Source organism: Nonomuraea sp. NPDC049480 (assembly GCF_044465905.1).
Taxonomy (GTDB): domain Bacteria; phylum Actinomycetota; class Actinomycetes; order Streptosporangiales; family Streptosporangiaceae; genus Nonomuraea.
This window is the reverse complement of the sequence record NZ_JBITMD010000024.1, coordinates 145,147-167,622: the sequence shown is the minus strand read 5'-3', so window position 1 is coordinate 167,622 and position 22,476 is coordinate 145,147. Positions and strand designations below refer to the sequence as shown.

35 protein-coding genes and 1 tRNA gene are annotated in these 22,476 nt (G+C 67.7%); 4 read left to right on the top strand and 32 right to left on the bottom strand.

What is annotated here, in order from left to right:
* Positions 1 to 43 precede the first annotated feature (43 nt).
* The 5 genes from ACIBX3_RS46510 to ACIBX3_RS46490 form a co-directional block, all read right to left on the bottom strand.
* Positions 44 to 325, bottom strand: a complete 282-nt coding sequence (locus ACIBX3_RS46510) for a hypothetical protein (RefSeq protein WP_397127090.1) — start codon at positions 323 to 325, stop codon at positions 44 to 46.
* A 244-nt stretch (positions 326 to 569) separates the two neighbouring features.
* Positions 570 to 779, bottom strand: coding sequence for a hypothetical protein (locus ACIBX3_RS46505; protein WP_397127089.1), 210 nt, complete (start codon positions 777 to 779; stop codon positions 570 to 572).
* A gap of 155 nt (positions 780 to 934) precedes the next feature.
* Complete coding sequence (locus tag ACIBX3_RS46500) at positions 935 to 1,408, bottom strand: hypothetical protein (RefSeq protein ID WP_397127088.1); 474 nt, start codon at positions 1,406 to 1,408, stop codon at positions 935 to 937.
* Positions 1,409 to 1,481: 73 nt separating this feature from the next.
* Positions 1,482 to 1,961 (bottom strand): transcriptional regulator, encoded by a 480-nt coding sequence (locus tag ACIBX3_RS46495; RefSeq protein ID WP_397127087.1) that lies wholly within the window; start codon positions 1,959 to 1,961, stop codon positions 1,482 to 1,484.
* The gene (locus ACIBX3_RS46490) at positions 1,961 to 2,545 is read right to left on the bottom strand and encodes a hypothetical protein (protein ID WP_397127086.1); all 585 of its coding nucleotides are present in this window, start codon (positions 2,543 to 2,545) and stop codon (positions 1,961 to 1,963) included. The genes ACIBX3_RS46495 and ACIBX3_RS46490 overlap by 1 nt, the downstream gene beginning before the upstream one ends.
* A 254-nt stretch (positions 2,546 to 2,799) precedes the next feature.
* Here ACIBX3_RS46490 and ACIBX3_RS46485 point away from each other — a divergent pair, with 254 nt between their 5' ends.
* Complete coding sequence (locus tag ACIBX3_RS46485; RefSeq protein WP_397127085.1) at positions 2,800 to 3,300, top strand: hypothetical protein; 501 nt, start codon at positions 2,800 to 2,802, stop codon at positions 3,298 to 3,300.
* 64 nt (positions 3,301 to 3,364) lie between these two features.
* Here ACIBX3_RS46485 and ACIBX3_RS46480 read toward each other — a convergent pair whose 3' ends face one another.
* The 19 genes from ACIBX3_RS46480 to ACIBX3_RS46390 all read right to left on the bottom strand — a co-directional run bounded on the left by ACIBX3_RS46480 (position 3,365) and on the right by ACIBX3_RS46390 (position 13,860).
* Positions 3,365 to 3,673 carry an HU family DNA-binding protein gene (locus ACIBX3_RS46480; protein ID WP_397127084.1) on the bottom strand — a complete coding sequence of 103 codons (309 nt, stop codon included), beginning with the start codon at positions 3,671 to 3,673 and terminating at the stop codon, positions 3,365 to 3,367.
* Positions 3,674 to 3,742: 69 nt separating this feature from the next.
* A complete protein-coding gene (locus tag ACIBX3_RS46475) occupies positions 3,743 to 4,285 on the bottom strand; it encodes a DUF6349 family protein (protein WP_397127083.1) in 543 nt (180 codons plus the stop codon).
* Positions 4,286 to 4,553: 268 nt separating this feature from the next.
* Positions 4,554 to 4,994: a hypothetical protein gene (locus ACIBX3_RS46470; RefSeq protein ID WP_397127082.1), complete on the bottom strand. Its 441-nt coding sequence runs from the start codon at positions 4,992 to 4,994 to the stop codon at positions 4,554 to 4,556.
* A complete protein-coding gene (locus tag ACIBX3_RS46465) occupies positions 4,991 to 5,269 on the bottom strand; it encodes a hypothetical protein (protein ID WP_397127081.1) in 279 nt (92 codons plus the stop codon). The genes ACIBX3_RS46470 and ACIBX3_RS46465 overlap by 4 nt, the downstream gene beginning before the upstream one ends.
* A 9-nt stretch (positions 5,270 to 5,278) precedes the next feature.
* On the bottom strand, positions 5,279 to 6,025 hold the full coding sequence (locus ACIBX3_RS46460) for a hypothetical protein (protein ID WP_397127080.1): 747 nt from the start codon (positions 6,023 to 6,025) through the stop codon (positions 5,279 to 5,281).
* 19 nt (positions 6,026 to 6,044) lie between these two features.
* The gene (locus ACIBX3_RS46455) at positions 6,045 to 6,410 is read right to left on the bottom strand and encodes a hypothetical protein (protein ID WP_397127079.1); all 366 of its coding nucleotides are present in this window, start codon (positions 6,408 to 6,410) and stop codon (positions 6,045 to 6,047) included.
* A gap of 79 nt (positions 6,411 to 6,489) precedes the next feature.
* Entirely contained in the window at positions 6,490 to 8,385 is a 1,896-nt protein-coding gene (locus tag ACIBX3_RS46450) for a DNA cytosine methyltransferase (protein ID WP_397127078.1), read from the bottom strand.
* Positions 8,373 to 8,627 (bottom strand): hypothetical protein, encoded by a 255-nt coding sequence (locus ACIBX3_RS46445; RefSeq protein ID WP_397127077.1) that lies wholly within the window; start codon positions 8,625 to 8,627, stop codon positions 8,373 to 8,375. The genes ACIBX3_RS46450 and ACIBX3_RS46445 overlap by 13 nt, the downstream gene beginning before the upstream one ends.
* 194 nt (positions 8,628 to 8,821) lie before the next feature.
* Entirely contained in the window at positions 8,822 to 10,447 is a 1,626-nt protein-coding gene (locus tag ACIBX3_RS46440; RefSeq protein WP_397127076.1) for a DUF3560 domain-containing protein, read from the bottom strand.
* A gap of 56 nt (positions 10,448 to 10,503) precedes the next feature.
* Positions 10,504 to 10,746, bottom strand: a complete 243-nt coding sequence (locus ACIBX3_RS46435) for a hypothetical protein (RefSeq protein WP_397127075.1) — start codon at positions 10,744 to 10,746, stop codon at positions 10,504 to 10,506.
* A complete protein-coding gene (locus tag ACIBX3_RS46430; RefSeq protein ID WP_397127073.1) occupies positions 10,743 to 11,396 on the bottom strand; it encodes a hypothetical protein in 654 nt (217 codons plus the stop codon). The genes ACIBX3_RS46435 and ACIBX3_RS46430 overlap by 4 nt, the downstream gene beginning before the upstream one ends.
* Positions 11,397 to 11,489: 93 nt before the next feature.
* Positions 11,490 to 11,927, bottom strand: a complete 438-nt coding sequence (locus tag ACIBX3_RS46425) for a hypothetical protein (protein WP_397127072.1) — start codon at positions 11,925 to 11,927, stop codon at positions 11,490 to 11,492.
* On the bottom strand, positions 11,928 to 12,326 hold the full coding sequence (locus ACIBX3_RS46420) for a hypothetical protein (RefSeq protein WP_397127071.1): 399 nt from the start codon (positions 12,324 to 12,326) through the stop codon (positions 11,928 to 11,930).
* Complete coding sequence (locus ACIBX3_RS46415) at positions 12,274 to 12,639, bottom strand: hypothetical protein (protein ID WP_397127070.1); 366 nt, start codon at positions 12,637 to 12,639, stop codon at positions 12,274 to 12,276. The genes ACIBX3_RS46420 and ACIBX3_RS46415 overlap by 53 nt, the downstream gene beginning before the upstream one ends.
* Positions 12,636 to 12,836 carry a hypothetical protein gene (locus tag ACIBX3_RS46410; RefSeq protein ID WP_397127069.1) on the bottom strand — a complete coding sequence of 67 codons (201 nt, stop codon included), beginning with the start codon at positions 12,834 to 12,836 and terminating at the stop codon, positions 12,636 to 12,638. The genes ACIBX3_RS46415 and ACIBX3_RS46410 overlap by 4 nt, the downstream gene beginning before the upstream one ends.
* Complete coding sequence (locus ACIBX3_RS46405) at positions 12,833 to 12,976, bottom strand: hypothetical protein (RefSeq protein ID WP_397127067.1); 144 nt, start codon at positions 12,974 to 12,976, stop codon at positions 12,833 to 12,835. The genes ACIBX3_RS46410 and ACIBX3_RS46405 overlap by 4 nt, the downstream gene beginning before the upstream one ends.
* Entirely contained in the window at positions 12,973 to 13,257 is a 285-nt protein-coding gene (locus ACIBX3_RS46400) for a hypothetical protein (RefSeq protein ID WP_397127066.1), read from the bottom strand. The genes ACIBX3_RS46405 and ACIBX3_RS46400 overlap by 4 nt, the downstream gene beginning before the upstream one ends.
* Positions 13,258 to 13,415: 158 nt before the next feature.
* Positions 13,416 to 13,688 (bottom strand): hypothetical protein, encoded by a 273-nt coding sequence (locus ACIBX3_RS46395; protein WP_397127065.1) that lies wholly within the window; start codon positions 13,686 to 13,688, stop codon positions 13,416 to 13,418.
* A gap of 13 nt (positions 13,689 to 13,701) precedes the next feature.
* Positions 13,702 to 13,860, bottom strand: a complete 159-nt coding sequence (locus tag ACIBX3_RS46390; RefSeq protein ID WP_397127064.1) for a hypothetical protein — start codon at positions 13,858 to 13,860, stop codon at positions 13,702 to 13,704.
* A gap of 90 nt (positions 13,861 to 13,950) precedes the next feature.
* Between ACIBX3_RS46390 and ACIBX3_RS46385 the strand changes: the two genes are divergently transcribed.
* A complete protein-coding gene (locus ACIBX3_RS46385; RefSeq protein WP_397127063.1) occupies positions 13,951 to 14,646 on the top strand; it encodes a GNAT family N-acetyltransferase in 696 nt (231 codons plus the stop codon).
* Positions 14,647 to 14,741: 95 nt separating this feature from the next.
* On the opposite strand, the gene ACIBX3_RS46380 is transcribed toward ACIBX3_RS46385, so the two are convergent.
* From ACIBX3_RS46380 to ACIBX3_RS46355, 6 genes are all read right to left on the bottom strand, one after another.
* Complete coding sequence (locus ACIBX3_RS46380; RefSeq protein ID WP_397127062.1) at positions 14,742 to 15,146, bottom strand: hypothetical protein; 405 nt, start codon at positions 15,144 to 15,146, stop codon at positions 14,742 to 14,744.
* 82 nt (positions 15,147 to 15,228) lie between these two features.
* Positions 15,229 to 16,116: a hypothetical protein gene (locus tag ACIBX3_RS46375; protein WP_397127061.1), complete on the bottom strand. Its 888-nt coding sequence runs from the start codon at positions 16,114 to 16,116 to the stop codon at positions 15,229 to 15,231.
* 309 nt (positions 16,117 to 16,425) lie between these two features.
* Entirely contained in the window at positions 16,426 to 16,779 is a 354-nt protein-coding gene (locus tag ACIBX3_RS46370) for a hypothetical protein (protein WP_397127060.1), read from the bottom strand.
* Positions 16,776 to 17,474: a hypothetical protein gene (locus ACIBX3_RS46365; protein ID WP_397127059.1), complete on the bottom strand. Its 699-nt coding sequence runs from the start codon at positions 17,472 to 17,474 to the stop codon at positions 16,776 to 16,778. The genes ACIBX3_RS46370 and ACIBX3_RS46365 overlap by 4 nt, the downstream gene beginning before the upstream one ends.
* Positions 17,475 to 17,772: 298 nt before the next feature.
* Positions 17,773 to 18,918 (bottom strand): hypothetical protein, encoded by a 1,146-nt coding sequence (locus ACIBX3_RS46360; RefSeq protein WP_397127058.1) that lies wholly within the window; start codon positions 18,916 to 18,918, stop codon positions 17,773 to 17,775.
* A gap of 187 nt (positions 18,919 to 19,105) precedes the next feature.
* Positions 19,106 to 19,179 (bottom strand) — tRNA-Arg (locus ACIBX3_RS46355).
* 300 nt (positions 19,180 to 19,479) lie between these two features.
* On the opposite strand from ACIBX3_RS46355, the gene ACIBX3_RS46350 reads away from it, so the two are divergent.
* Entirely contained in the window at positions 19,480 to 20,223 is a 744-nt protein-coding gene (locus ACIBX3_RS46350) for an aminoglycoside phosphotransferase family protein (RefSeq protein ID WP_397127057.1), read from the top strand.
* Entirely contained in the window at positions 20,207 to 21,142 is a 936-nt protein-coding gene (locus ACIBX3_RS46345; RefSeq protein WP_397127056.1) for a cobalamin biosynthesis protein, read from the top strand. The genes ACIBX3_RS46350 and ACIBX3_RS46345 overlap by 17 nt, the downstream gene beginning before the upstream one ends.
* A 62-nt stretch (positions 21,143 to 21,204) precedes the next feature.
* On the opposite strand, the gene ACIBX3_RS46340 is transcribed toward ACIBX3_RS46345, so the two are convergent.
* Positions 21,205 to 21,438 (bottom strand): hypothetical protein, encoded by a 234-nt coding sequence (locus ACIBX3_RS46340; RefSeq protein WP_397127055.1) that lies wholly within the window; start codon positions 21,436 to 21,438, stop codon positions 21,205 to 21,207.
* Positions 21,439 to 21,522: 84 nt separating this feature from the next.
* Positions 21,523 to 22,326, bottom strand: coding sequence for an exodeoxyribonuclease III (locus tag ACIBX3_RS46335; RefSeq protein WP_397127054.1), 804 nt, complete (start codon positions 22,324 to 22,326; stop codon positions 21,523 to 21,525).
* Between the last annotated feature and the right edge of the window lie 150 nt (positions 22,327 to 22,476).

Sequence of the window (22,476 nt, the reverse complement as noted above, 5' to 3'; positions counted from 1 at the left end):
TTTTCGTGATCACCTTCGACGTGACGTTCTGTTCGACCGGCGGTCACAGCAGCTCCGGCCAGCTCATCTCGCCCCGCTTGCCGAGGGCGACGCCGGAGTCGCCGGGGCCACCCAGGCCGCACGGCATCGTCCTGAGGCGGGCGGCCGGATCGGTGGCCTCGCGCCGGCCAGTGCCGGGGCCACTTGGATGGCCGGCTCGTCCGGCTTCGACCAGTCGGCCGGTACGGCCACTGTGCCGCAGTCCACCGTGGAAGGTTCGGGTCAGGGCCGGCTCCAGGCTCTCCCGCACGGCAGGGTCATCCCCGATCGACAACCCTCGCGACACGCCCCGGGTTCCACAGCACGCTCCGTAACTCGCCCGCCATCAACCCATCCACTGTCGGCCTGCCGTGTCCCCGCCTCGTCCGCGCCGTGTCATGGCTGAGTCACGGCCGCGCCGACGGAGGACCGCCGTCGAGAAACGGTGACATGCGGCGGACAACGCGCGCGCATTCGGGACCAATCGTGGTTCGTCATGGATGGACCACGCACCATCCCGCCCCGGCCCCGAGATCGGCTGTATGCTGCGGTCACGCTGGTGCTCGCCGTGCTCCTGCTGCCTGCGGCCTTCGTCCGCCATCCCGGCTGCGCGGGAAGCGTCCGTGCTGCGTGCAGTACTTGAGCAGCGGCGCGAAGGCCAAGCGCATGCTTTCCTGCTTGGCGTTGACCAGTTCGGCCTCACCGCTGAGCATCGTCCAGTGGTCGACCAACTCCTCCATGCTGAGCGGCGGACGCTCCATACCTTGAGATCCGCTCGCGACAGCCCAACATTACGAACAGTCAGATCGCCTGTACTGGCTGGCCGCGTCACAGGGACCTGATTTGGTTCCCATGGTGGCGAAACCCCAGCTCAGAAGCGGTTTGGCGGTTCATCGCATGGTTCTTAACGGCACCCCTACCTCAGCGACTTCGCCTTGCGTCGCCGCTGCGACCGGATGCGGTCCCCTTCGTCGATGACCTCGAAGACCGCGAGATAGCCGCCGTCGTTCTCATCGATGAGCGAGGCGGCGTAGTCGATGCGGCACGGCAGGCACCGCACCGGGAACTCCCCGTGGACCTCCATGGGCAGCTTCGCGTGGCGGTCACAGCAGGGCATCTCGGCCCACACGCAGCCGCGGCCGTTCTCGGTGTAGCGGTGTACGTACACCCCGGCCACGAGCTCGTTCAGGATGCCTGTCCGGGTCGGCCCGATCACCTTCGGCGCGGGGCCTTTCGAGCGGTGGTGCTCCTCCTTTCGCGTGATGTCCCAGCCGGCCGCGTCGAGCGCATCTTCGATCTGCCCGATCAGGCTCTCGGCGTGGTCGAGGTCCAGGGCGAGCTGCATGGGATCGGTCAGCAGGGAAACTAGCGTGGGCCGGTATGCGGTCACGATGCCGCGGCCAGCTTCACCAGCTCGGCGACCTGGTCCTCGGTCAAGCTCGGTTCCTCGAATCGCTTCCCGCTCATTCGACACCTCCGGCGATGATCAGCGCCGCCGCCCACAGTGCGGCCCGGTGGAACGCCTGGTCGAGCATGAACCGGCCGCTGCCGACCGTTGTGTTGTCGTCGTGCCCCTCTCTGGGCAGGCCAAGGTGGAAGTAGTCACCCTTGCCGAGCATGTCGGCAAAGGCCTCCAGGGTGTACCGGCGGTCAGCCCAATAGTGCGTGGCGGCGTCGAGCGCCAGCGCCGCGGCGGTACGGCGCGGTCGCAGTTTCAGGCCGAGTGCCTTACAGGTGATGGCGAGCACGACGGCTTTGGTGGCGGTTACGCCGGCGACGTGTCTGGCGCAGGCGAGTTGCCCCGCGCGCTGCTGCTCTCCACGTTCTCCCTTCGTCTCCGCCTGACGGTCGGTCTGCACCCAGTGGTCGCCGACCTCGTGGGCCGCATACAGCGCAGACAGGGCGGCAGCGAACGCTGCGGTGCGCTTCAGGTGGTCGGGCACTAGTTCTCCTCCTGGTCAAGGGCGGCCCGCAGGGAGCGGATGAAGTTCTCGGCCTCGTCGAGGGTGATCGATTCGAGGCTGCCGTCGAGGGTTCGACCGCCCGGGAGCGGGTCTATGTGGATCACAGGGCTGTCGTCGGCGCGAGAGACCGCCACAGGGCTTCCAGCGACGGTGTACTCGTACGGTTCGCCGCACGCTGTCACGGAGGGCACTGATCTCTTGGGATCTGCACCACGAAGACGCACCTGCCGCTCCTCCTCCGGAGTCAAGGCGATGGCGGGGAGGGTGGCGACGTCCTCGCGGTGCGCTCGGTAGATGCGGTGCCAGCCGTCGATCGGCATGTAGTGGCCGGGCTTGCCGGTGTCGGGGTCGATGATGGGTGCCAGGAGGACGGGCTTGGTGAGGTCCACTGTGGCGGCGTGGGCCTGGTCGATGGCCACGATGCGCAGGAGGCTGGCGCAGGTGGCGACGTCGAGGTGGTCTTCCGGCTCGCGTCCGTTGACGAGCTCGAGCGCGGCTGTGATGTCCCAGACGTAGCCGAGAGCCTCGAAGATCTGGCGCTCTTGGGTGTGGGCGTTAATCATGTGATCCTTTCGTGCGTAAGCGGTTGCGCTTACGTTCTTACGCTCTGCGCGGTGCTGTGGTGATCTGTGAGCGGTTGTGGTGATGATCCGATACTAGCCTTTCGTCGAACGTGCTTACACCTACACAAGACGTTCTAGAGCCTCTTGCGAGACGGATACTTCAGGCGCTACAGCATGCGACAAACGCGCCACGAGGCAATACGGTGAGATCAACGCCAGCAAGCCAGCCAACGCCACGTCCTGGAGCACACGCCATGCCGCGCAAGAGTTCGGAATCACCGCACGCCGAGTTCCGCGAGCCTGATTCGGCGGCAAATTCGTCAGCGGCGCCGCTGACACGGAACCGCGCCGTCGCGCCCACCCGCGGCCGCGTCGCGACATGGAAAAACCTCCACGACACCGGCACCCGGCTCGACAAGGCCACCAACGACCGCATGACGAAAGCGCACAAGCAGACCGGCAAAGGCGTCAGGGACATCTGGGAAGAGGCCATCAACGCCTACTGCGACAAGCTCGGCATCCCGAAGGAGATGCCCGAGGACGCCGAGCTGAAGATCCCGACGCCGAAGAGGAACAACATGGGCGGCGGCAAGCTGGTCATGGTGCGTCTGGAGCGGAACACGCGAGCGCGTCTCGTCGAGGGCTGCCTGCGGGAGGACCTGGGCGGCCGGCCGTTCATCTCGGATGCGCTGAACGACTACTTCGACGAGCTGGGAATCCCCAGGCCGAAGGAGGCCGAGGCGCCGCCGTCTTGACCCGGTCGAGAGCAGTTCCAGGAAGGGGCGCGAGTCGTTTCCTACGGCCCGCGCCCCTCAGCGGCTACGCCTCGCGGGCAGCCACCTCTTGCTTGAACTTCGCACCGGGCCGGAACTTGACGACCCACTTGGCCTCGACGGACATCCGCTCACCGCTCTGCGGGTTCCGCGCGTCGCGCCCGGCCTGCAGGACGGGCTCAAACTTGCCCCAGCCCGTGATCTGCACCGTGTTCCCGGCCGCGACCTGCTCCTTGATGTAGTCGAGCACGCCGTTCACGTACCGCTCGGCGATCCTGCGGCTGGGCGCGCCGGCCCGGTCGATGACGGCGTCGATGATGTCGTTCTTCGTCTTGATGTTTTTCTCGGTGTTCATGGGGTTCTCTCCCTGATGGTTGTAGCTGATCGGCAGCGTAGATGTCCGTCAGCGTTACCGCTAACGGAGTTAGTCAAGCAGTGACTCCTGAGTGGCCGTGGGCGTCACCTCCTTCTTTGGCAGTTGGTACGAGGAGGCCATGTCGTACCCGCCTCCGGGTGCGCGCATCGCCCAGTGCAGCCCGTTGCTCTCCTCACGCATGGTGATGATGGGGCCGCCTCGCTGGAACCAGCCTGGCGGGTACGCCTTCGCCACCCTTTCCAGCCACGCCAGCCGATCCCCGTACGGCGGAGGCGGCAGCACGGACGGCATGTGCCGCCAATCAGGGAATGCATGATCGTGCGCATCCTCGATCGCGTCGTTGAGCCGCCTGCGGTCCGGGCCCTCCCAGTCGCAGCCGAGGCAGGCGCCGCGGCGCTGCTGCTTTCGCTCGGGCGTGCGGCGGGCCAACACGGTCGGCTGGTGCTCCTCGGTCTCCTCGACAGGGACCAAGCGTCCCCTGGGGTGGCCGGGCTGGTTGATCAGAATGCACCAGACACCTCCCGTCTCATCGATGGGCAGGCTTTGCCAGAAGGTGTGTCGGGCGACCGCGCCGCATGGTTTCTCGGTCATCGACGCTCCCGGTAGTACAGGACGGTCTGCGGGCACACCCCGTACCGGGTAGCCAGTTCCCTCACAGCGGCGTCAACGTCCGCCAGGAGGCGCCGGGTCTCGCTGGTCCGCTCGTCGATCGCCGGAACGCGCGGCCGCCCTCCCTTGCTCGGCTCGGAAGGACCTTCGGCCGGGCAGCCGGCGCGCTTCCACCGGTCACGGCAGGCGCGGCATCAGCCGTGCTTCTTCACCTGGACGGCGCGCACGCGGCAGCACGAGCACTGACCGTTCATGCGTCGCCAGCCTGGGCCAATCGCCAGCGAGTACACGGCAGTGGGACGTTGTAGTTGGCGTCGGCGCGGATGCCGGGGACGGATCGGACGAGGCCCTCGCGCTCCATTCGGCGCAGCGTTGGATTCAGCGCAGCGCCGTCATACTTCCCTTCGTGCTCGTGATTGCCGTACCCAACACCCAGCACTCGCGCCAGTTCGGTCGAGGTGAACTCCGACGATGGGAAACGTTGCAGGTGTGCCAGGACCCGCGGCATGAGGTCGTCGTACATGCTCCTGCGGCGCGGGCCTTCGAGGTCGCGAAGGTAGCGCAGCACCGTCCGCTCGGACACTTTCAGCCTGGCGGCAATGGCTGGAACCGTCGCCTCCTGGGACACCAGCTCGCGGAAGGCGCGGAACCTCTGGCGCTTGTCGCTGCGCATCTGTTGTGTGTGAGTCACGGCCGGGCCTCCTTGATCATTGCGGCGGCCTTCACGTGCGCCTCCTTCCATGTCAGGTACTCGGCCTCGACGAGCGCGCTGATCAGCTTGTGCCACTCGATCGCTGCCATGTGGGCCGCCCATACGGTCAGCGCGGCTACCTCGAGCGGCATGACGAGCGACCAGAACCACGTCTCGCCCTCCGCCTGGGCGGCGAGGTGGCCGAGGAAGCTGTGGCGGCAGACCGTGATCGAGCGCCCGCAAGGCTCGCAGATCGTACTGTCGAGTTGAGTCATGATCATCTCCTAGAACAGTGCTTCCTGCAGAACGGACTGGCCGGGCTCGGGCAAGCCTGTTGGCGGGCGCCGGGCTGGCCCGAAGCGGGCCAGGAGGTAGGACTGATCGCAGATGTCCGCGATCTCGGGCAGGCCCATGGGCTCTTGGCCCTCGACGTCGGCACGCCAGCCCAGCAGGACCGGCAGCAGAGTGTCGGGGGCGTATGTGAGGTAGGTGCCGTCCACCGAGTTGCAGCCGACCGCCGCGGCGTACCGATATCTCTGGAGGCTGTTGACGCGGCCCATGTGCCTCCATTTGCCAAGCTCAGCCGCGTAGGCGACGAGAGCCGCCGCGGCCTTGCTGAGCTTGAACGCGTCGCTCCCGGCGATGAACAGCACGTCATAGTCGTCGTCGTGGTCCCACAGGTCCAGGTCCATCAGGTCCTGCGCGGCCAGCGCGGCGGGGAACCCAAGCTCCCGGATGCGGAGCAGCATGTCGCGGGACCTCATCCAGGTGCCGGGGTGGTCGAACGGCACATCAGGCGCCACCACGAACCGGCACCACTGCCGTAGGTGCCGGAGCTTCTTCAGCAGCTCCAGGAACTCCTTGTCGCCGACGTACTTGCCGCTGAACGCGCCGTTGTCGATGCAGAACTCCCATCCCTCTTCGAGCTTGTTGCCTTGGCGTGGAGTGCAGATCGCGCCGAGCCGGCCCGCCCGAATGTGCTCGCGGATCGGCTTGGTGCTTGGCGGCGTCAGGTAGAGCGGTGGCTTCATTAGGCCGGGACAGAGCTCATCACGCCCATGCCTGCGGGCCGTTCGGCGCGAGCTCGTAGGCGAGGAGTAGCAGGGCCCGGATCGGCCAGCCCACGGGCGGGTCGAACGGGGTCCGGTTGTCCTGGCCGCGCAGTTCGCTGGCGCGGGCGGCGGCGTCCTTCAGACAGGTGTCGAGGTCGTCGTGCATGTCTCCGGACGGCTCCCACCAGGCGCGCCCCACCCGGTTGGTCACGTACGCGTAGCCCTGGTAGGCGGTGCCGCTGCGGAACGGCTGGTGCGGTGACGACAGGATGACGATGGTGGGCGTGGTGTCGTCAGCGTCAGGCCGCTGGACGTAGCGGATGTGGATGTCGAGGGGGCGTTTCCCCCGCTTTCTGATCTGCATGAGGGTCCTTGTGGTGAGAGGCCCGCCCCCGGGTAGGGAGCGGGCATGATCGTATGCGGTGCCGCTTACGGAATTGGCATTAGGCGATGAGGGCGTAGTCGTGGGCGAACCGGTCGAACTCGACGCCGAGAATCGCTTCGATGACAGCGCACGCAAGGATTTCCGCCATCGGCGGCGGGACCGCGTTGCCGATGAGCTTGACCTTGTGCCGCTGGCTATTGGCGACGAACCGGTAGTCGTCGGGGAACGACTGTGCACGCCGCAGCTCGTGCAGCTTGAGCATCCGGAACAGGATCGGCGACACGTCGATCATGTCCGGGGTGATCTCGCCGCTCGTGGCCAGGAGCGCCCATCGGTCCCGTGTCGGCAGGGTGCCCACCGGTTCGGTTGTCCGCGTGGTTCCGCCGTTGCCGTAGTAGGCCATGAGGAGCGAGCGCAGGCCCTCCGGCACGCTGACGAGCGACTGATGCCCGGTCGTCGTAACGGACCGCGCGGGCTCTCGGATGCTGGTGCAGTGCTCCTTCCCGTCTCCCCTGCTGCCGTTGTTCCTCATGACGAACGCTGGCGGCATCCAATCGGGGTGAACGCCCAGCCCGTGGTAGAAGCCGCTCGCGGTGACGCAGTGCGCTGGGTCCTCGAACGCGGGTCTGGACCTCAGGGTGTCGCCGCCGCCGCGCATCGGGAACACGAGCGGCTGCATGTCCGGCTTCGACACGAGCGCATGGTTGGATCCGTCCGCGACGAGCGTCGCCGTGGGGTCCTTGGACGGGTCGAACGTCCGCACCCGATCAGACCGGAACAGGCTGAGGAACGAGTCCGGAGGGAACGCGACGGCGTCCTCCAAGCGGGTTGTGCTGGTCCGCTTCGGATCGCTAGCCGGCCGCGCCATCTTGCCGTCGCGTCCTTCGCACGGGACGACGAGCGCTTGCGACTCCCGCGTGGTCAGCGTCCGCGCGGGGTCGACCACGCTCGTCGGGTCGTCGTTCCATGTGCCGCCCGCGGGCGATAGGAACGGCGTGATCCAGTGCTTCATCACACCGGCGCGGACGCGGTCGATCGTTTTGGGCGCCAGTCCCTCCGGCTTGTCCTTCGTTTTCTTGCGGGAGCCGATGGGCGTGCCGAGGTCGGTCCAGTCGATGGTCGCGGCTGCTGGCAGCGCGGGGGGTTGGACCACCTGGTTGCCGCATGACGGCCGCGGGCACACGTACAGGTATTGTCCGTGCTTGCCGTAGGCGCCCATGTCCTGGCCGGGCGTCTTCCACGCTTGCCGCGCCTGAGTCCACCCCTCATGCTTCGGGCAGTACGCGTACGGGTCGAACCACTTGGAGTAGTTAGGGACCCGGCGGACGCTCTCGTGGATGCCCGACACCAACAGCCGGTCTCGAGACTGCGGCGTGAGCTGCGTGGTGCGGCCCTGGGCGTGCATGGCGTTGAGCGCGTGCACTTGGATGATGTAGCCGAGCTTCCGCAGTTCCCGGATCCAGCGGTCCCAGTGAACCCACAGGCGAGCTTGGATCACATTCTCCACGCCGAAGCCCAGCACCGGCCGCCCGTATTTATCCTGGCAGTAGCGCAGGTAGGTGACGACCTCTTCCATCAGCGCCCGCGATCTGACCCCGGCTTTCTCGTCCTCGGTCATGTCGTCCAGGTCCCACAGCGCCATCTGGTTCTCTTTGTCGAACCACCTCTTGTCGCCGCGGGCCGTGGAGAAGCGCGGGCACGCCGGGCTGGCCCAGAAGAACGTGGAGTACGGGAACTTCTCCACCGCGTCCGGCTTCTGCACGTCGCCGAGCCAGAAGTCGACGCCCTGGTGGTTCTCCACGTACGTCCACTTGGCGGGCTCGAAATGGTTCGCACCGAAGATCAGCTCTGCGCCTGGGACGCGCCTGATGCCGTCTCCGGAGCCGCCTGCTCCGGCGAACATCTCGGCGACGGTGACGGTGTCGATGCCCTTATGCCGGATCAGCGTGCCCACAGGTCCTCCGACCTGGACTGCTCAGAGGCTGCGGCCTTGGCGTCGCGGGTCTGCGCGACGGCCTTGGCCAACTCGCCCTCAGTAGGGATCGGGAAGCGAATCGACTCTGGGGCGGGGATGTAGACGGTCCGACCGGTGGCCGACGACATCGCCATGAAGTAGACGGGGGGAGCCCAGTACATGGGCCAGTCCCGCTCGATGGCGACGTTCTCGATGACGTGCGGCTCGTGGGGCTGATTCACGGCGTAGATTGCCGCGCCGATCGCCATCGCGTCGTGGTTTGCCGCCTCGCGGGGTGGCTGGGCAGGCAGGGGTGGCAAGCCGTCGTGGTAAAACACAGATTTCTCCGTAGGTAGTGAAGGGAATGGCCCCGCCTCGGGAGAGGCGGGGCCGTACGATCAGGGAGCGCGAGCCCGGTAGCGTCGGGCTCGCGCTGCTACGCCTCGGGCTCGGGGATGACTGCGAGGACCGTCCGCACGTCCGTGCCCGACGTGGCGAACGCCCCGTCAGGCAGCGGCTCGATGTGGCCGCCGCGCTGCTCGACCAGCTCGCGGAAGCTGGTGGCGGGCTTGTCCTGGTTCGTGGCGACGCCAGCGCTCATGACCGCGACCAGGAGCCCGCCCGGCTTCAGGAACCGCAGTGCGCGCCGAACGTGCTGGATGTCCCTGCCGCGCGAGAACGGCGGGTTCATGAGGACCCGGTCAAACCGCTCCGGGTACTGATCGGGCGGTACCTCCAGGAAGTCGCCCGTGGTCAGCCCGACGATGCCGGGCACGTCCAGCAGGTCCTTAGACAACTGCGGGTACCGCTCGACGCAGTGGACCTCGCACCCCTCGGCGGCCGCGGCCTTCGCGAGTGCACCGTTGCCCGCCGATGGCTCCAGCACCGACATGCCGCGCTGCAGTTCGGCGGCCTCCACCACCCGCTCAACCACCTTCGGCGGGGACATGAACGCCTCCGAGTCAGCGGGTACGCCTGTCTGCACCGCGACGATCCGCTGCGTCAGCTCGGCCACGTCGATCGAGGGCACTTCGACTTTCGGCCTGGCCGGGCCCCTCGGCGCAGGCCGCTTGGGCGCGACGACTTCGGGTCCGTCCTCGCCGTGCGGGCATTCGACGGCGAGGATGTCGGTGAACTTGACCTTGTCGGGCCAGGAGTAGCCGGACTCGACGTTCACGGTCACCTTGTTGACCTTCAACACCTCGCGGCGACGGTCTCGGAACCAGTAGGTGACAAGGTCGCCGACGTGAACGTTGTGCTTGCCGTACTCGACGTACTCCCCCGCCTCGACCGCGGCCTGCAGTTGGGCCCGGTCGTATTCGAGCTGATTCTCGAGCTGAGCCTTGCGGGCGAGCAGCATTTCTCGGTGGTCGCCGGTGGCGGCATCGTGCTTCTCGATGTAGTACGGCTGTCCCGCGTGGTCGAGGTGCCTGCGCTCGTAGCCGTTCAGGTCCCGCTCAATGCGGTTGAGCTCGGACTCGGCCGTCTTGATCCGGCGCGCGGTCACGGCCGGAGTCGCGGAGCGACGCAGTTGGCTGCCAACTGCGTTCGCGCGCTGGGCAGCGCTCTGCGCCTGGTCGTTCTCGTCGATGCTCTTGCGCATCGCCTGGTCCATCCGCTTCCGGTCGGCGCGGGCCCGCCCTTCGGAGTGGTGACCGACCAGGATGGGCTGGCCAGCCTCGAACCGTTCGCTGATCTGGTGCGCACGGTTGTGCGCGGCCGACGCCGCGCCGGCGTGCCGGTCGGCTTTGGCCTCGAGGGCGTCGCGGCGGTCTTCGAGCCGTTCGGCTTTGTCCTCCAGTACCTGCGCGCGGTCTCGATGCGTGTCGTCGATCTCGACTTCGACCTCGTGTCCGGCCTTGCGCAGCGCCTCGGCCGCGGCGTTGATCGCCCACCGGTCCGCGACCCGGTCACGGCTGTTGCGCAGCCCGATCATGCGGAGGGACGGGAAGAACTTGAATCCGCCGTTCTCCCACTTGCGGATGATGTCGTACACGCCGTCGCCCTTGCGGGTGCCGTACACGAGGGTGCCGTCCTCGTGGTTGTGCTTGATCGTGATCAATGATCCTCGTTCCAGGTGAAGGCGCGGGGCGGCCACCGCCGCCCCGCGAGGGGTGGTTACTGCTGCTGGGGGCCGTGCTCGCAGTCGCGGAGCAGGTGGTCCTCCATCGCGGCGTCGAGGAGCGCAGTGCGGGTCTTGCCGCTCTCCCACGCGGCGCTGACCCGCTCCCGACACAGCGGGCAGTCGACTTGGAGCTGCCGACACCGGCCGGGGCTGGCTGGGATGTCCCAATAGCCGTAGCTGCGGGCATTGCGTGCGATCTGGCGGCGGCCAGCCTGGGTGCTCGGGTTCGGGTTCACGCGTCCCCCTCGTCGCCGTCGAGGTCCTCGTCGAGGCCTTCGGGGGCGAACCCGCCCTCGTCCCGCAGCACCGTGTTGAGCAGCTCGACGACCTCCTCACGGGTCGGCGCCGGGCCGCGAACGGGCTCGTAGACGTCGCACGAGTCGGGGCAGCGCAGGCCGGGGTGAGTGCCGCAGTGGAGGCAGGGCCGGTTCTTCGGGACCGTGTCGCGCACGTCGAACACCCGCTCCGACGTGAAGCCGTTCCAGGAGCCCGCGTCGATCTCCTCGGTCTCGCCGGTGCCGGGGTCCTCGAACTCCTCGACGCGCTTGCCGCCCCGCCGGCGGGCGATTACCCGCATCGGCTCGGCGGTCTTCAGGACCGCGCGGTCCTCCTTCGCCCAGAAGAACGCGCTCTTGACCCGGGTCGCGGACGGGTTCTGCCCGAGCAGGGCCAGGGCGTTGCGCAGCGTGCGGTGCGCCTGCACGCGGGCCGCGTACTCGCGGAAAGCGTCGATCAGGTCCGGCCGCTCCGACAGCGCCCGGGCGGCCTTCACGACCGCGTCGTTGGCGATTGCCTTGTCGGCGCCCTTACGGTCGCGCCACGCCTGCCTGTCTTCCTCGCTCCAGTTGGATCGGGGACGGGTACGGCGGCGCTTGGTGGTGGTCATCGCGTGGATGTCCTTTCTCGGGTGATAAGCGAAGTGGCCGGGCCCTTGGCGGGTCCGGCCACTTCGTCAGCGTCACTGCTTACGAAATTGGGCCTAGTGTTGCGAGATGGGGGTCGGCAGTCCGAGACGTAGCGCGGACGTGACGTACGGGGTGCCGTGGTCGCCTTCTCCGTAGGCGACCAACAGGCGGACGGGGCAGGCCCGGCTGGTGAGCGCGGTCGGGGTCTCGACGAAGATGTCGGTGACGGTCCCGTACCGGGTGCCGACCTTCACCCGGTCGCCGATGCGGAACATCGACATCTGGTCGCGGTGGCCGCGCACGTGCGTGGTGATCGCGCGCCGGTCAAGGTGATGCCACGCCTCCAGGCCGGGCTTGCGGATCGCGGCCTTGATGGGTGCGGCGCCCACGAACGCGACCTTGATCTCCCAATCGTCGCGGACCATCACCAGGGCGTGGCCGCCGTCGTACGGCGCGGCGCCGACCTGCCAGTGCGCCATGCCGGCGCGGGCCTCTAACGTGTGCGGGTTCATTCAGACCTCCTGCTGGTAGCGGGGATGGTTGTAGAAGTCGATCCACATCACCTCGACGGCGGCCGCCGCCTTGGCGTGCACGTTGAGATCGGCGGCGCAGGACGCGACCGCGGCTGCTTTCTCGGCCCGCCACGCGGAGTTCATGTCGCGGTTGGCCTCGTCGTAGCGCCGCTCGGCCCGCTGCCTGGCCTCGGCCGCTCCGCCGAAGCCGTAGCGCCTGCGGTCGTTCTCCTGCGCGCGGGTGAGACGGCGCTCGGCGTCTTCCAGCGTCCGCTGGGGGACGAGCATGGCCCGGGCCGTCTTCAGGTAGGCATCCACCGTCTTGTTGCCGGTGGCGACGAGCTTGTCAGGCAGGGTCGGCCTCCTCGGCGAGTCCGGCCGCGCGGGCGGCGAGCACATCCGTCGCGGCCTGGCCGCGCCAGTTCCGCAGCGTCGGGGCGTATTCCGTGGCCAGGTCCAGCGCCGTCTTTTCGTCGAAGTAGTGAGCGGCGATCCACTCCTCGCTCGTGCCGTACGGGCCGTACTCGAACCGTCCGTCACGGTCCATCAGGCGGTGGCCATCGACGGTCACCACCCATGCCACAGAACGCCAGATTGAGCGCCGCTCCTCTACGGTCAGGGTGAAGTCACGGGCGGCGGGATCATCCGGCGGCAGCGGCGATACCTCGTACCGGGTCGCGCGCACCAGGGCGCGCAAGGTGTCATCCGTCACGGATTTCTCCTCGTTGCGATCAGGTTGGGGGTGAAGCCGGGGATCAGCTCGGCGTCCTCGCGGCACACGGGGTAACGCCGTCCGTCGACGATCACGGCGGCGGCCGCCTGCCCGGCCTTGCAGCCAGCGGCCCGACATGGCCCGAGCTCGTCCGCCTGCAGCCGATCCCACGTGACCCCCTCGGCCGGCGCCGTCACAGGCCCGGGTCGGCGTCGGAGAACACCTCGTAGTCGTCGCCGTCGAACTCGTCGTCGCGCAGCGAGCACCAGTCGAAGCACTCCTGGCCAGCGCGGGCGCCGCAGCGGCGGCACGGGTCGTCGATCAGGGGCAGGTTCACAGGACTCCGGCCTCCTCCAGTCGCTTGTAGGAGACCTCGCGGTCTGTCCTGAACCACTCCCAGGACTCGACCTTCCGGCAGAACTTGCACTGCTGGTGGCCCTTCGGCACCTCCGGCCGGTTGTGGCGGTCGAACACGACGCCGTGCAGGCAGATCCTCATCCGGTCGCAGGCGGCGTACAGGGCGTCGCCCGCGGCCTCCAGCTCGGCCTGTTCCAGGTCGGCGTCATGCCGGGCGGTCTCGATTGCCTCGGCTTCGGCGCCGAAGTCGTCGTCGAACATGTGCAGCTCCCAATCAAGGTGTGGAGGGTTGGTGCAGGTGGGCATCTCGGTGATCGGATGAGTTACTGTGGGAGACCTGTGGTTCTCCCTGGCGTGAGAACTGCGCGGCTTGGTGATAGGTGGCCGGACCCATGTGGCGTGGGTCCGGCCTTCGCCGTTCAGGACGTGGGGAACGTCAGCTCGCGGGCGTCAATAACGATCTCTCCGCAACCGCCGCACCAGTAGTAGCCACGCCAGGCGGGGTTCTCCTCACCGTTGGTGTAGGTGTCGTTGGCGAGCAGTTCGCCGGTCTCGGTGCAGGGATGAAACGCGCCGGTCTCGGCGATGTTGCCGCAGCCGCAGATGAACGAGTGGTCGGGCCGGAGGAACACCTGACCGGGCGGCGGGACCATGTCGTGGCCTGGCACGGGAATCGGGATGGCGATCTTCAAGATGATCTCCTGATCAGGCGGGAAGGACCCGCACGCTGTAGTGGTTGATGCGGTCGATCCACACGCCCGCGGGCAGACATAGCTCGGGCACCTCGGGGCCGTACTCGAGCGCACCCCACGGCCGGTTCAAGATCATGATGTGGCTGCGGAGGATGGTGAATGGCCTGCTCATATAAGCCGTTGAGCTGGCTGGTTGGATCGTGGGACGCTGTGCCGCGTGGAAGATACGCCACGGGCAGGCGCCGGTAGCTCCCGGTTCACGATGCGGCTGCGCCTTGAACCGGCCGGTCCCGCTAACGCTGCTGACCTGTGGCGTGTGCATGCCGACGACGAGGTGTGGCCGTGGTACGGCAACGAGAAGCCGAGCCTGGAGCGGATGCAGCGGTGGGCAAAGTCAATCGGGGACTCGTGGCGTTTGCATGGCGTCCACAAGTGGATCGCGTACGACCGAGTGAGTGGCGAGGTCGTCGGTCGCGGTGGATTGTCGCGCACACCGGTCGACGAGGACTGGGGTCAGATCTACACGTTCCTTCCGGCGGAGCCGTGGGTGCGCGTCGCGCATGAGAGCCGCCGCCCGTTCATCGCGCACGCGAACTGGCTCGAGATCGGATGGGCGCTACGGCGCGAGTGGTGGGGACGCGGCTACGCCTCTGAGATCGGCCGGGCAGGGCTGGCGTTCGCATTCGACGTCCTCGAGGCGCAAGCCGTGGTGTCGTGCACAGTGCGTCACAACGTGCGCTCGCGTGCCGTCATGGAGCGCATCGGCATGCGGTACGCGGGCGAAATCCGCAGCCGCGGCATGGTTGACGGGGTTGAAGCAGAGCAGGACGACGCACCGTACGCGGTGTGCGTGCTGCTGCGAAGCGACTGGGACCGATCCGCCGCCAGGTCGCTTCAGGATCGTCCCTGGGAACGGGTGGCTGACCCCGCAGGCGGTAGGTGCGACGTGTCGGCTTGATCAACACAACGAGGCTTCGGGCGCGTGGTCGATGGCCTCCTGGGCCAGCTTCACGCCCACGGACTGAGTGCGCAGCAGCGACACCAGCGCAACCTTCAGGTCCGAGTACGTTCGGCTGAAGTGCTCCCCGGACTCCACGCGCAGCGCAGCTGCCTTACGCAGCCCGTCGAGCAGGTGATCGGCCAGCTCGATCGGACAGAGCCGCTCGTCGCCGGGCTCGTCGAAGCTGGCACCACGGAGCGGATGAACTCGTTGTAGTGCTCGGGACGCACGTCGTCGAACTGAACGTTGGGGCGGTAGCCGTCGAGCATGTCGTAGATGTGCGCGGCGTAGTCCCGGACGCTGTCGCAGGTGTTGCGGTAGAAGCCATCGGACCAGGGGCCGGGCTGGTGCGCGGTGTACGTCCACGCGATGGAGCCGAGGGCCTTGGTGATAGTGCCGCCGCGGGCGGCCAGGCAGGCGTAGGCGACCTGAGCAGCGCCGGGGATCTGGTCGAGCATCGTGATTCCTTCCGGGCAAGGCGAAGCCCCGCCCGTGGGCGGGGCTTCGGCATTCTGTTATCGGTACCGCTTACGGAATTGGCTAGGCAGCAAGGTGAGCGAGCAGCGCCGCGCTCTCCTCGGCGGTGAGGTCGTCGTACGTGAGCCCGTCGAGGTCGTGGCTGGTGTTGGCCTCGACCCAGTCCTGCGCCCGCCCGATCACTTCATTGAAGGCGACGCGGAAGGCGTGGTCACGCGCCCCCGAACGGTCATGCGCGGGCGCGGAGGTGTCTGACTGGAGCAGTTTCGCGGCACGCTCAGAGATGTGGTGGCCGATCTTCACGGTGGTGGTGGCCTCCCCGGCCTGCTCGGCCCGCTCGTACAGGTCGCCATTGAACAGGCCGCCCTCGACGGCGCGGCTGATGTGGCCGTCGATGCCGACCCAGTCGAGCCCGGGATATGTCGGCTCGTGGGCACCCTCGTCGAAGACCCTGCCCAGGACCTCCCGCGCCTTGTCGCGGCAGGCGCCGAACGGGATGAAGGGGTGATGTGTGTCGAGCAGCGCGGATGTGATGGACCAGGCGATGGCATCGAGCACGTCCCCCTTGTCGGCGTCGGCGGCGCTGGCGTCGGCCGCAATGTCGGCCGGCCCGGGGATGACGCCGGGGCGGATGCGCGACAGATCGTCAGCGAAGCCCGTGTTCGGCAGCCACAGGTAAGGCTCGTCGTGGCCCGATCCGAACACGTGGCGGCCCAGGTCGATAGCGAACTCGTCTCCCTCGACCTTCGCAGCGGCGTCGATGAACCGGTTCGCCAGCTCGTGGCGGTCGAGGGTGATGCCGGGGAAGGTGATGGAAATGGAGGGGCTGCCCTCGGCCGGGATCTTGGAGGTGATGGTGTGGGCGGGGGTTCCCTGCATGGCGTCGAGGATGCGGGCGAGGGTCTGCCGGTCGATCGGGCGGGCTTGGTCGGTCGCCGTGGTGTGGCTCATGCCGTTCTTCCTTCGGCGTTTTGGCTGGTCGGAAAGTTTTCGATCTTGGTTGGTACCGTGACGATCTTAGCAGAATCAACACACGTTCGTATACCTATGCAATAGGAGTGAGAGCATATGATCGTTTATGCAGCTCAGAGGCGTTGTAATCGCTTCTTAGACGCTTTAGACATCTGATGCACCGATATCACCGTCACGGTCAGAATGTCCGTCAGCGTGGACCATGACACGCCTACACACGCGTCTCCGCGTGACGCACACTTACCTTCGCCGGTCAGCTGGATTCTCGCGCGGCTCTAAACGGCGCCCCTAGTTGGTGGCGCTCTCTGGCGCAGTTTGAACTGCCGCCGGCTTCTTTCCTCGCCCAGGCAAAAGCGAGGCCGGCATCCGCATCTGCCCTGTCACAAACACACCCACAATGGCCATCACGCCCGGCACAGCCACACAGCCAGCGACCACGTCATGCCCAGTCATGGCTAACAGCACGACGGTCCCCAGGATGAGCACAAGCGAGGCGAACCCCAAGTACTGGCCCCGGCGCGCTAGCTTCAGCCGTTCGTCTAGCTCACGATCGGCTCTTTCCTGCTCCATCTTGTCAAGAGCCTTGGTGTGCTCGAGCTTCAGCAGCGCCAGGTCCGTTGATGATTCACGCGCAGGGCTCATGACGACCGCTCCGACTGGGGATCATGTTGACGGCGACGGGAACTGGGCATCCGCCGGGTTCTCCATCCCAGCCGGAAGCTGAACGACTCGTCGGACATTCGCGACAGGGTCACGGTGGCTCTTGCCAGCAGTCCCAAGACGGCTATACCAGCCACGATTCCTGCTGTTATTCCGCTCGCGAGTCCTGCGGCTGTGCCAATCAAGGAGACAACAATAGCGACGAAAGCAATAACGACGCCTGCCATCAGCGCCGCCATTACGCACAAAAGTAGGAAATCGAACCTGCGCGACCACGCGCGCTGCTCGTGGACGGCAAGTTCGCGGCTCTCAATCTGCGCGGCCAGCCTAGACACCTCGACCAGTGCGTCCACTTGTGCATCCGATAACGGGGCACCGGGAGCGAATTTGGCAAATGCGGCCTCGACATCAACTCGCTGAATCTTGCGCGGGGAGAAGCGCTGCGGGATCCGCGCGATGATCATCCGCACCTGCTCGTCCGAGAGCGGCATGGTGGTTGACGTAGTGTCGGCGCAGGCAGGTGCGGCGTCCTCGACGGCGGATGTCTCGGTGTGACGCCGAGGAGGGGGGCTCAGCATCGTGTCGAGAGCGCGGGCGCCGGACATGTCGAAGGCGCTGGCGAACGCCGACCAGAAGGCCTGTGTCCGCCACCACGGGGCCCGGTTAGGAAGAGACATCCCGCCACCTCCGACTCTTTGAGCGTACGCCAGCGTCGGCGGCCGTGCACGGACAGAAGGCTGACCGAAGTGCGACAAAGCGACAAATCCGCGATGTAGAACGCGCTCGGCTCACGCGGGAGGACCGCCTGCTCGATTGCCTCGACCGCGGCGGCGTCCGCCGGCCTCCACCGATCCTGATCCCGTACTGCCTCCCGCCGGCGGGCACGCTCCCGCTCGCGCTCGTGATCACCGCAGCGGGCCGGGGCAAAGTCTGCTTTAGCACCGCGCGAAGCAAGGCCAGGCCCCTCAGTTTGGTTCACCGACGCCTCCACGCCAGCGCCGCCGCGATCTCCGCCTCGCGCTCCTGGCGGCGCCGCTCCATCTCCGCACGCACCGCCCGGAACGCCTCGTTCGGACCAGATCGCTCCACCACATCCGCGACCGGCGCAGGAGCCAGCGCCTCGGCACGGCTTATACGCGGCGCGAACACCTGGCCAGCCGCAACCGCCCGCTCTTCCCATTCGCGACGACGGGCCTCCTGCTCTGTACGCTGCCGAGCGACGTCCGCCGCGATGCGCTGCGACCGCGACGGCAGGGCCTGGCCGTCCTGGTTCACCCAGGCTGCAAGCCGGTTCCGGACCCAGCCGGGGATATGCCGCAGCTCGTCCGCGCTCCGCCAGGTGTACGTCCACGCGCCGCCGTCTGCGCGGACGTCGAGCGCGTGCAGCACGTCGGCGGGAGTCCAGCCAGCGACGAGGTAGGGCCGCAGCAGCCATCGCAGGTACCAGGGCGTCATGTGCCGGAGCACGTTCGACTCCTGCCGCAAGCGCTCGCACGCTGCAAGTCGATCCCGTTTGGTCCTCGGCGATTGATGCAGACCCCACGGCGGCGAGATGCGCGGGTTACGGCGAGGACCGCGAGGGGCCTCGCGCGTGCGCGTGGGATCTTCCTTGTCTCTCCTAGGGAGAGACAAGGAAGGGGGTTCACTTATGCGTTCTTCCTGGTCAGAGCTGGTGTTGTCGGTTGGAACAGGCGTGATGTCGCGAGGAATGCACAGCACCCAGAGAGCCGCGCGGTTGCCCAGGCCGTCGTCTTCCAGGCCCGCGCTCGTGCCCTTCCGGTAGCGGACGGTGGAACCCTGCTCGACGACGCCGAGCCAGCCGTGCTCACGCAGCCAGCGGACCCAGCGCTTCACGGACGCCTTGGACAGGCCGGTGCGCTCGCAGACGCCCTCGATCGTCGGCCGGGAGCACATCGTCTTCCAGTCGGCCGCCCAGGCGATCACCTGGGCGACGCGGAGCAGGTTGCCGTACCCGTCGTAGCGGAGGCCCAGCACCTCGGGGTCCTCACGCAGGGCGCGCAGGAACGCCTGCTGATCGGGGGTGCGACGCATGCCGCGCGGCACGGACGCCAGAACGAGTGCCTTCGACGGCGCTGCGGCCAGAACATGCGCGTCCGACACGCGAGCAGCCGATGCCGTCACCGCGGCACCCCCGCCCGGGAGGCCGCCGCGGACGGCAAAACCAATCCGCGTATAGTCCGCGAACGGCGGCACACGAGGGCCGCAACTGGCACTCGGTGACACACGCCGTAAGTTGAGCGGTCGGCGTTACCGCAGGTCAGGCCCGGGTTTTCCCTGGCCAAAGAAGCGCGCCCTGCAGGATTCGAACCTGCGACCGTCGGATTAGAAGTCCGGTGCTCTATCCAGCTGAGCTAAGGGCGCTCCCGCCTTATTGTGCATGATCCGGCGACTTGTCACGCACACGTTTTCACGTGTCAGTCCGTCAGTCTTGTCACATCCCCACCCGAGCAGCGGCCCCGATCCCACTGTTCGCCAGGAGCACATCGAGGCCGGGATCTGGGGATTTGGGGGGAGACGGCGTGAGACGGGGGCGCTTGTCGCCAGGGGTTCTGTGGGTCGCCGAGGGAGGGAAAAGGCCAGGCGGGAGGGGGGTGGGAGGGTCTAAGCTGTCGTGGCATGGTCGCGACACTCCTGCATGAGATACCCCTGCAGGGTGGGGATGTGACTGACGGGGTGGTGCGGGTCGGTGACACCGTTCGCAGGCCGGTCAGTGCGTCCACGCCCGCTGTGCACGCCTTGCTCAGGCACCTCGAAGCCGCCGGGTTCGCGGGGGCGCCGCGGGTGGTGGGGGTGGACGAGCTCGGGCGGGAGGTGCTCACCTATCTGCCCGGTGCCACGGGGTTGCGGCTCGAGAGCGTGACCGATGAGGCCCTGGGGCGCTTAGGAGGGCTGTTGCGGGCCTTTCATGATGCGACGCTGGGGTTTCCGCTGACCATGGAGGGGTGGGAAGGCGGGTCGAATGATGATCAGGCTCCGGAAGTCATCGGGCATTGTGATTTGACTCCGGATAACGTGATCTTTCGGGCGGGAGCCGGCCTCCCCTACGCGTTGATCGACTTTGATCTGGCCCGGCCCACCACCAGGCTCTTCGACGTCGTGACCACGTTGCGGCACTGGGCGCCCATCGCCGATCCCGTCGACCGGCCGCCGCTTCTCCGCAACGTCGACGTGGGCGCCCGGCTGCGGCTCTTCTGCGACGCGTACGGCGTCCCGGCCCGCGACCGGCGCCGCCTCCTCGAACTGGCGAGGTTCCGCTTCCATCGCTCGTACGCGGTCATGCGCACCCGCGCCGCGGCCGGCGGCAACTGGGCGCAGATGTGGGCAGGCGGGGCGGGTGAGCGCATCCGGCGGGCGGCGGCGTGGCTGGATGTGCACGAAGATGAGCTTCATGCCCATTTGGTGTGATCCCCTGGGCCTCGCTCTCGGCGTGGCGCTCGATCGGCTGCTCGGAGATCCTCGTAGCGCCGCTCATCCCGTCGCGGTGTTCGGACGGGCGGCCTCAAGGTTGGAAAGAGCCCTGTACGGCGACCAGAAAGCGCGTGGAGTCGTCCATGTGGCGATCTGTGCCGGCGGAGCGGCGGCGCTCGGGATGGTGGCGCAGCGACTGCCCAGTCCGGCGGCGCGTACGGTCGCCACCGCCGTGGCCACATGGGCGGTGCTCGGGGGGACCACGCTCGCGCGTGAGGGCGTGTACATGGCCGATGCGCTCGAAGGCGACAATCTGGAGCGGGCTCGGGAACGGCTGCCGCATCTGTGCGGCAGGGACCCCTCCGCTCTGGAGGCGCCCGAGTTGGCGCGAGCGACCGTGGAGTCGCTGGCCGAGAACACCTCCGATGCCGTCGTGGCCCCGTTGTTGTGGGGTGCGGTGGCGGGGATCCCGGGGTTGCTGGCGTACCGGGCGGTCAACACGCTGGATGCCATGATCGGGCACCGGTCCCCGCGCTACCAGCGGTTCGGGTGGGCGGCGGCGCGGCTCGACGACGTGGCGAACTACGTTCCCGCGCGGGTGACGGGGCTTCTCACGGTCCTGATCGGGCCGGATCGGCGCGGGGCGCTGGTGGTGTTACGGCGGGACGGGCACCGGCATCCCAGTCCGAACGCCGGGCGCTGCGAGGCCGCGTTCGCCGGCGCGCTCGGGGTCACCCTCGGCGGCACGAACGTCTACGGCGGGCGAACCGAGCACCGGCCGGCCATGGGCGACGGACCCCAGCCGGACGTCAGCGACATTCGCCGCGCCGTACGCCTGACGCGGGCGGTGAGCCTGACGGCAGCCGGGATCGCCGTTCTGACTGCCCACGCCCTACGCCGGACAATTAGGCGGTAAACCGGCATACCGGCCAATTGTCCGGCCATCCCGCGATCAGGTAATCAGCTAAAGGCTGCTTTTCACATGACCTGGTTCAGGTTGAGCACGAGCCAGATCACGAATATCGAGATCAGCGTTATTCCGATCATGGCCTTCGCCGCATTGTGGGCGACGACCTTCCTGGCCGTGACCTGCCTGGCGCTCTGCTTCCAGACCTGACGCATGAGGATCATGGTCTGGAAGCGGCGGCCGAGGGCGAATACGGCCAGGCCGAGCAGGATGAATAACAAGATGCGGCCGTCTGCAGGTTCCACGGAGATCCCCCCTGTGGTCCTTAGTGCGTTAATGTCCCCGAAACATTTGAGAACACAGGATACTCGGACGGCAGCGACTTGTAATTAAATTATCGGCTCCAGATCGACCACGATCGGCGCGTGATCGGACGGCCCCTTCCCCTTGCGGGCCTCGCGATCGACGTACGCCGACCGCACCCGCCCCGCCACGTCCGCGCTCGCGTACACGAGGTCGATGCGCATCCCCTTGTTCTGGTGGAACATGCCGGCCCGGTAGTCCCAGTACGTGAACGGATGCGGCCCCTTCATCGGCGTCGGCACCACGTCGTGCAGCCCGAGGGCCCGCAGCGCGGCCAGTGCCTCGCGTTCGGCGGGGGTGACGTGGGTCGCGCCGACGAACAGCGCGGGATCCCACACGTCGGCGTCCGTCGGGGCCACGTTGAAGTCTCCGCACACCACCAGCGGCCCCGTGGCGATCTCGGCCGCCAGCGCGTCCCGGAGCGCCGCGAACCAGTCCAGCTTGTAGAGGTAGTGCGGCGAGTCGACCGTGCGGCCGTTCGGGGCGTACACCGACCACACCCGCATCGCGCCGCAGGTCGCCCCGATCGCACGGGCCTCGGGGCGGGCGGCGCCGACCCCGTCGAGTTCCCCGAAGCCGGGCTCGCCCGGGAAGCTCAGCGTCACCTCGTCCAGGCCTGCCTTGGACAGCAGCGCGACGCCGTTCCAGCGCCCGTCGCCGTGGGCCGCGGCGGCGTACCCCAGTGCGGCCACCTCCGCCATGGGGAACGCCTCCGCAGGGCATTTGGTCTCCTGCAGGCAAAGGATGTCGGGCTTGGTCTCGGCCAGCCAGTCGAGCAGGCGGGGCAGGCGTGCCTTGACGGAGTTCACGTTCCAGGTAGCCAGGCGCATGCTCCTAGCGTGCCACCGGTTCCCCCAGTTCACTCCCGGTTCAGGGTCCGCGGCCCTCCCCTGTCGCACCGTCCACCACCGCGACCGGCGGGGTGTCACCGCGTCGGCTTCGCGCCGGTGGCCGCGCTCATGGCCGTCACGCCGCCGCTG

Excerpts from the sequence above, each read along its gene's own strand:
- ACIBX3_RS46505 (WP_397127089.1), bottom strand. The coding sequence starts at position 779 with ATGGAGCGTCCGCCGCTCAGCATGGAGGAGTTGGTCGACCACTGGACG.
- ACIBX3_RS46490 (WP_397127086.1), bottom strand. The coding sequence starts at position 2,545 with ATGATTAACGCCCACACCCAAGAGCGCCAGATCTTCGAGGCTCTCGGC.
- ACIBX3_RS46485 (WP_397127085.1), top strand. The coding sequence starts at position 2,800 with ATGCCGCGCAAGAGTTCGGAATCACCGCACGCCGAGTTCCGCGAGCCT.
- ACIBX3_RS46480 (WP_397127084.1), bottom strand. The coding sequence starts at position 3,673 with ATGAACACCGAGAAAAACATCAAGACGAAGAACGACATCATCGACGCC.
- ACIBX3_RS46475 (WP_397127083.1), bottom strand. The coding sequence starts at position 4,285 with ATGACCGAGAAACCATGCGGCGCGGTCGCCCGACACACCTTCTGGCAA.
- ACIBX3_RS46465 (WP_397127081.1), bottom strand. The coding sequence starts at position 5,269 with ATGACTCAACTCGACAGTACGATCTGCGAGCCTTGCGGGCGCTCGATC.
- ACIBX3_RS46460 (WP_397127080.1), bottom strand. The coding sequence starts at position 6,025 with ATGAAGCCACCGCTCTACCTGACGCCGCCAAGCACCAAGCCGATCCGC.
- ACIBX3_RS46455 (WP_397127079.1), bottom strand. The coding sequence starts at position 6,410 with ATGCAGATCAGAAAGCGGGGGAAACGCCCCCTCGACATCCACATCCGC.
- ACIBX3_RS46430 (WP_397127073.1), bottom strand. The coding sequence starts at position 11,396 with ATGACCACCACCAAGCGCCGCCGTACCCGTCCCCGATCCAACTGGAGC.
- ACIBX3_RS46425 (WP_397127072.1), bottom strand. The coding sequence starts at position 11,927 with ATGAACCCGCACACGTTAGAGGCCCGCGCCGGCATGGCGCACTGGCAG.
- ACIBX3_RS46420 (WP_397127071.1), bottom strand. The coding sequence starts at position 12,326 with ATGTGCTCGCCGCCCGCGCGGCCGGACTCGCCGAGGAGGCCGACCCTG.
- ACIBX3_RS46400 (WP_397127066.1), bottom strand. The coding sequence starts at position 13,257 with ATGTTCGACGACGACTTCGGCGCCGAAGCCGAGGCAATCGAGACCGCC.
- ACIBX3_RS46390 (WP_397127064.1), bottom strand. The coding sequence starts at position 13,860 with ATGAGCAGGCCATTCACCATCCTCCGCAGCCACATCATGATCTTGAAC.
- ACIBX3_RS46385 (WP_397127063.1), top strand. The coding sequence starts at position 13,951 with ATGCGGCTGCGCCTTGAACCGGCCGGTCCCGCTAACGCTGCTGACCTG.
- ACIBX3_RS46380 (WP_397127062.1), bottom strand. The coding sequence starts at position 15,146 with ATGCTCGACCAGATCCCCGGCGCTGCTCAGGTCGCCTACGCCTGCCTG.
- ACIBX3_RS46375 (WP_397127061.1), bottom strand. The coding sequence starts at position 16,116 with ATGAGCCACACCACGGCGACCGACCAAGCCCGCCCGATCGACCGGCAG.
- ACIBX3_RS46370 (WP_397127060.1), bottom strand. The coding sequence starts at position 16,779 with ATGAGCCCTGCGCGTGAATCATCAACGGACCTGGCGCTGCTGAAGCTC.
- ACIBX3_RS46365 (WP_397127059.1), bottom strand. The coding sequence starts at position 17,474 with ATGTCTCTTCCTAACCGGGCCCCGTGGTGGCGGACACAGGCCTTCTGG.
- ACIBX3_RS46345 (WP_397127056.1), top strand. The coding sequence starts at position 20,207 with ATGCCCATTTGGTGTGATCCCCTGGGCCTCGCTCTCGGCGTGGCGCTC.
- ACIBX3_RS46335 (WP_397127054.1), bottom strand. The coding sequence starts at position 22,326 with ATGCGCCTGGCTACCTGGAACGTGAACTCCGTCAAGGCACGCCTGCCC.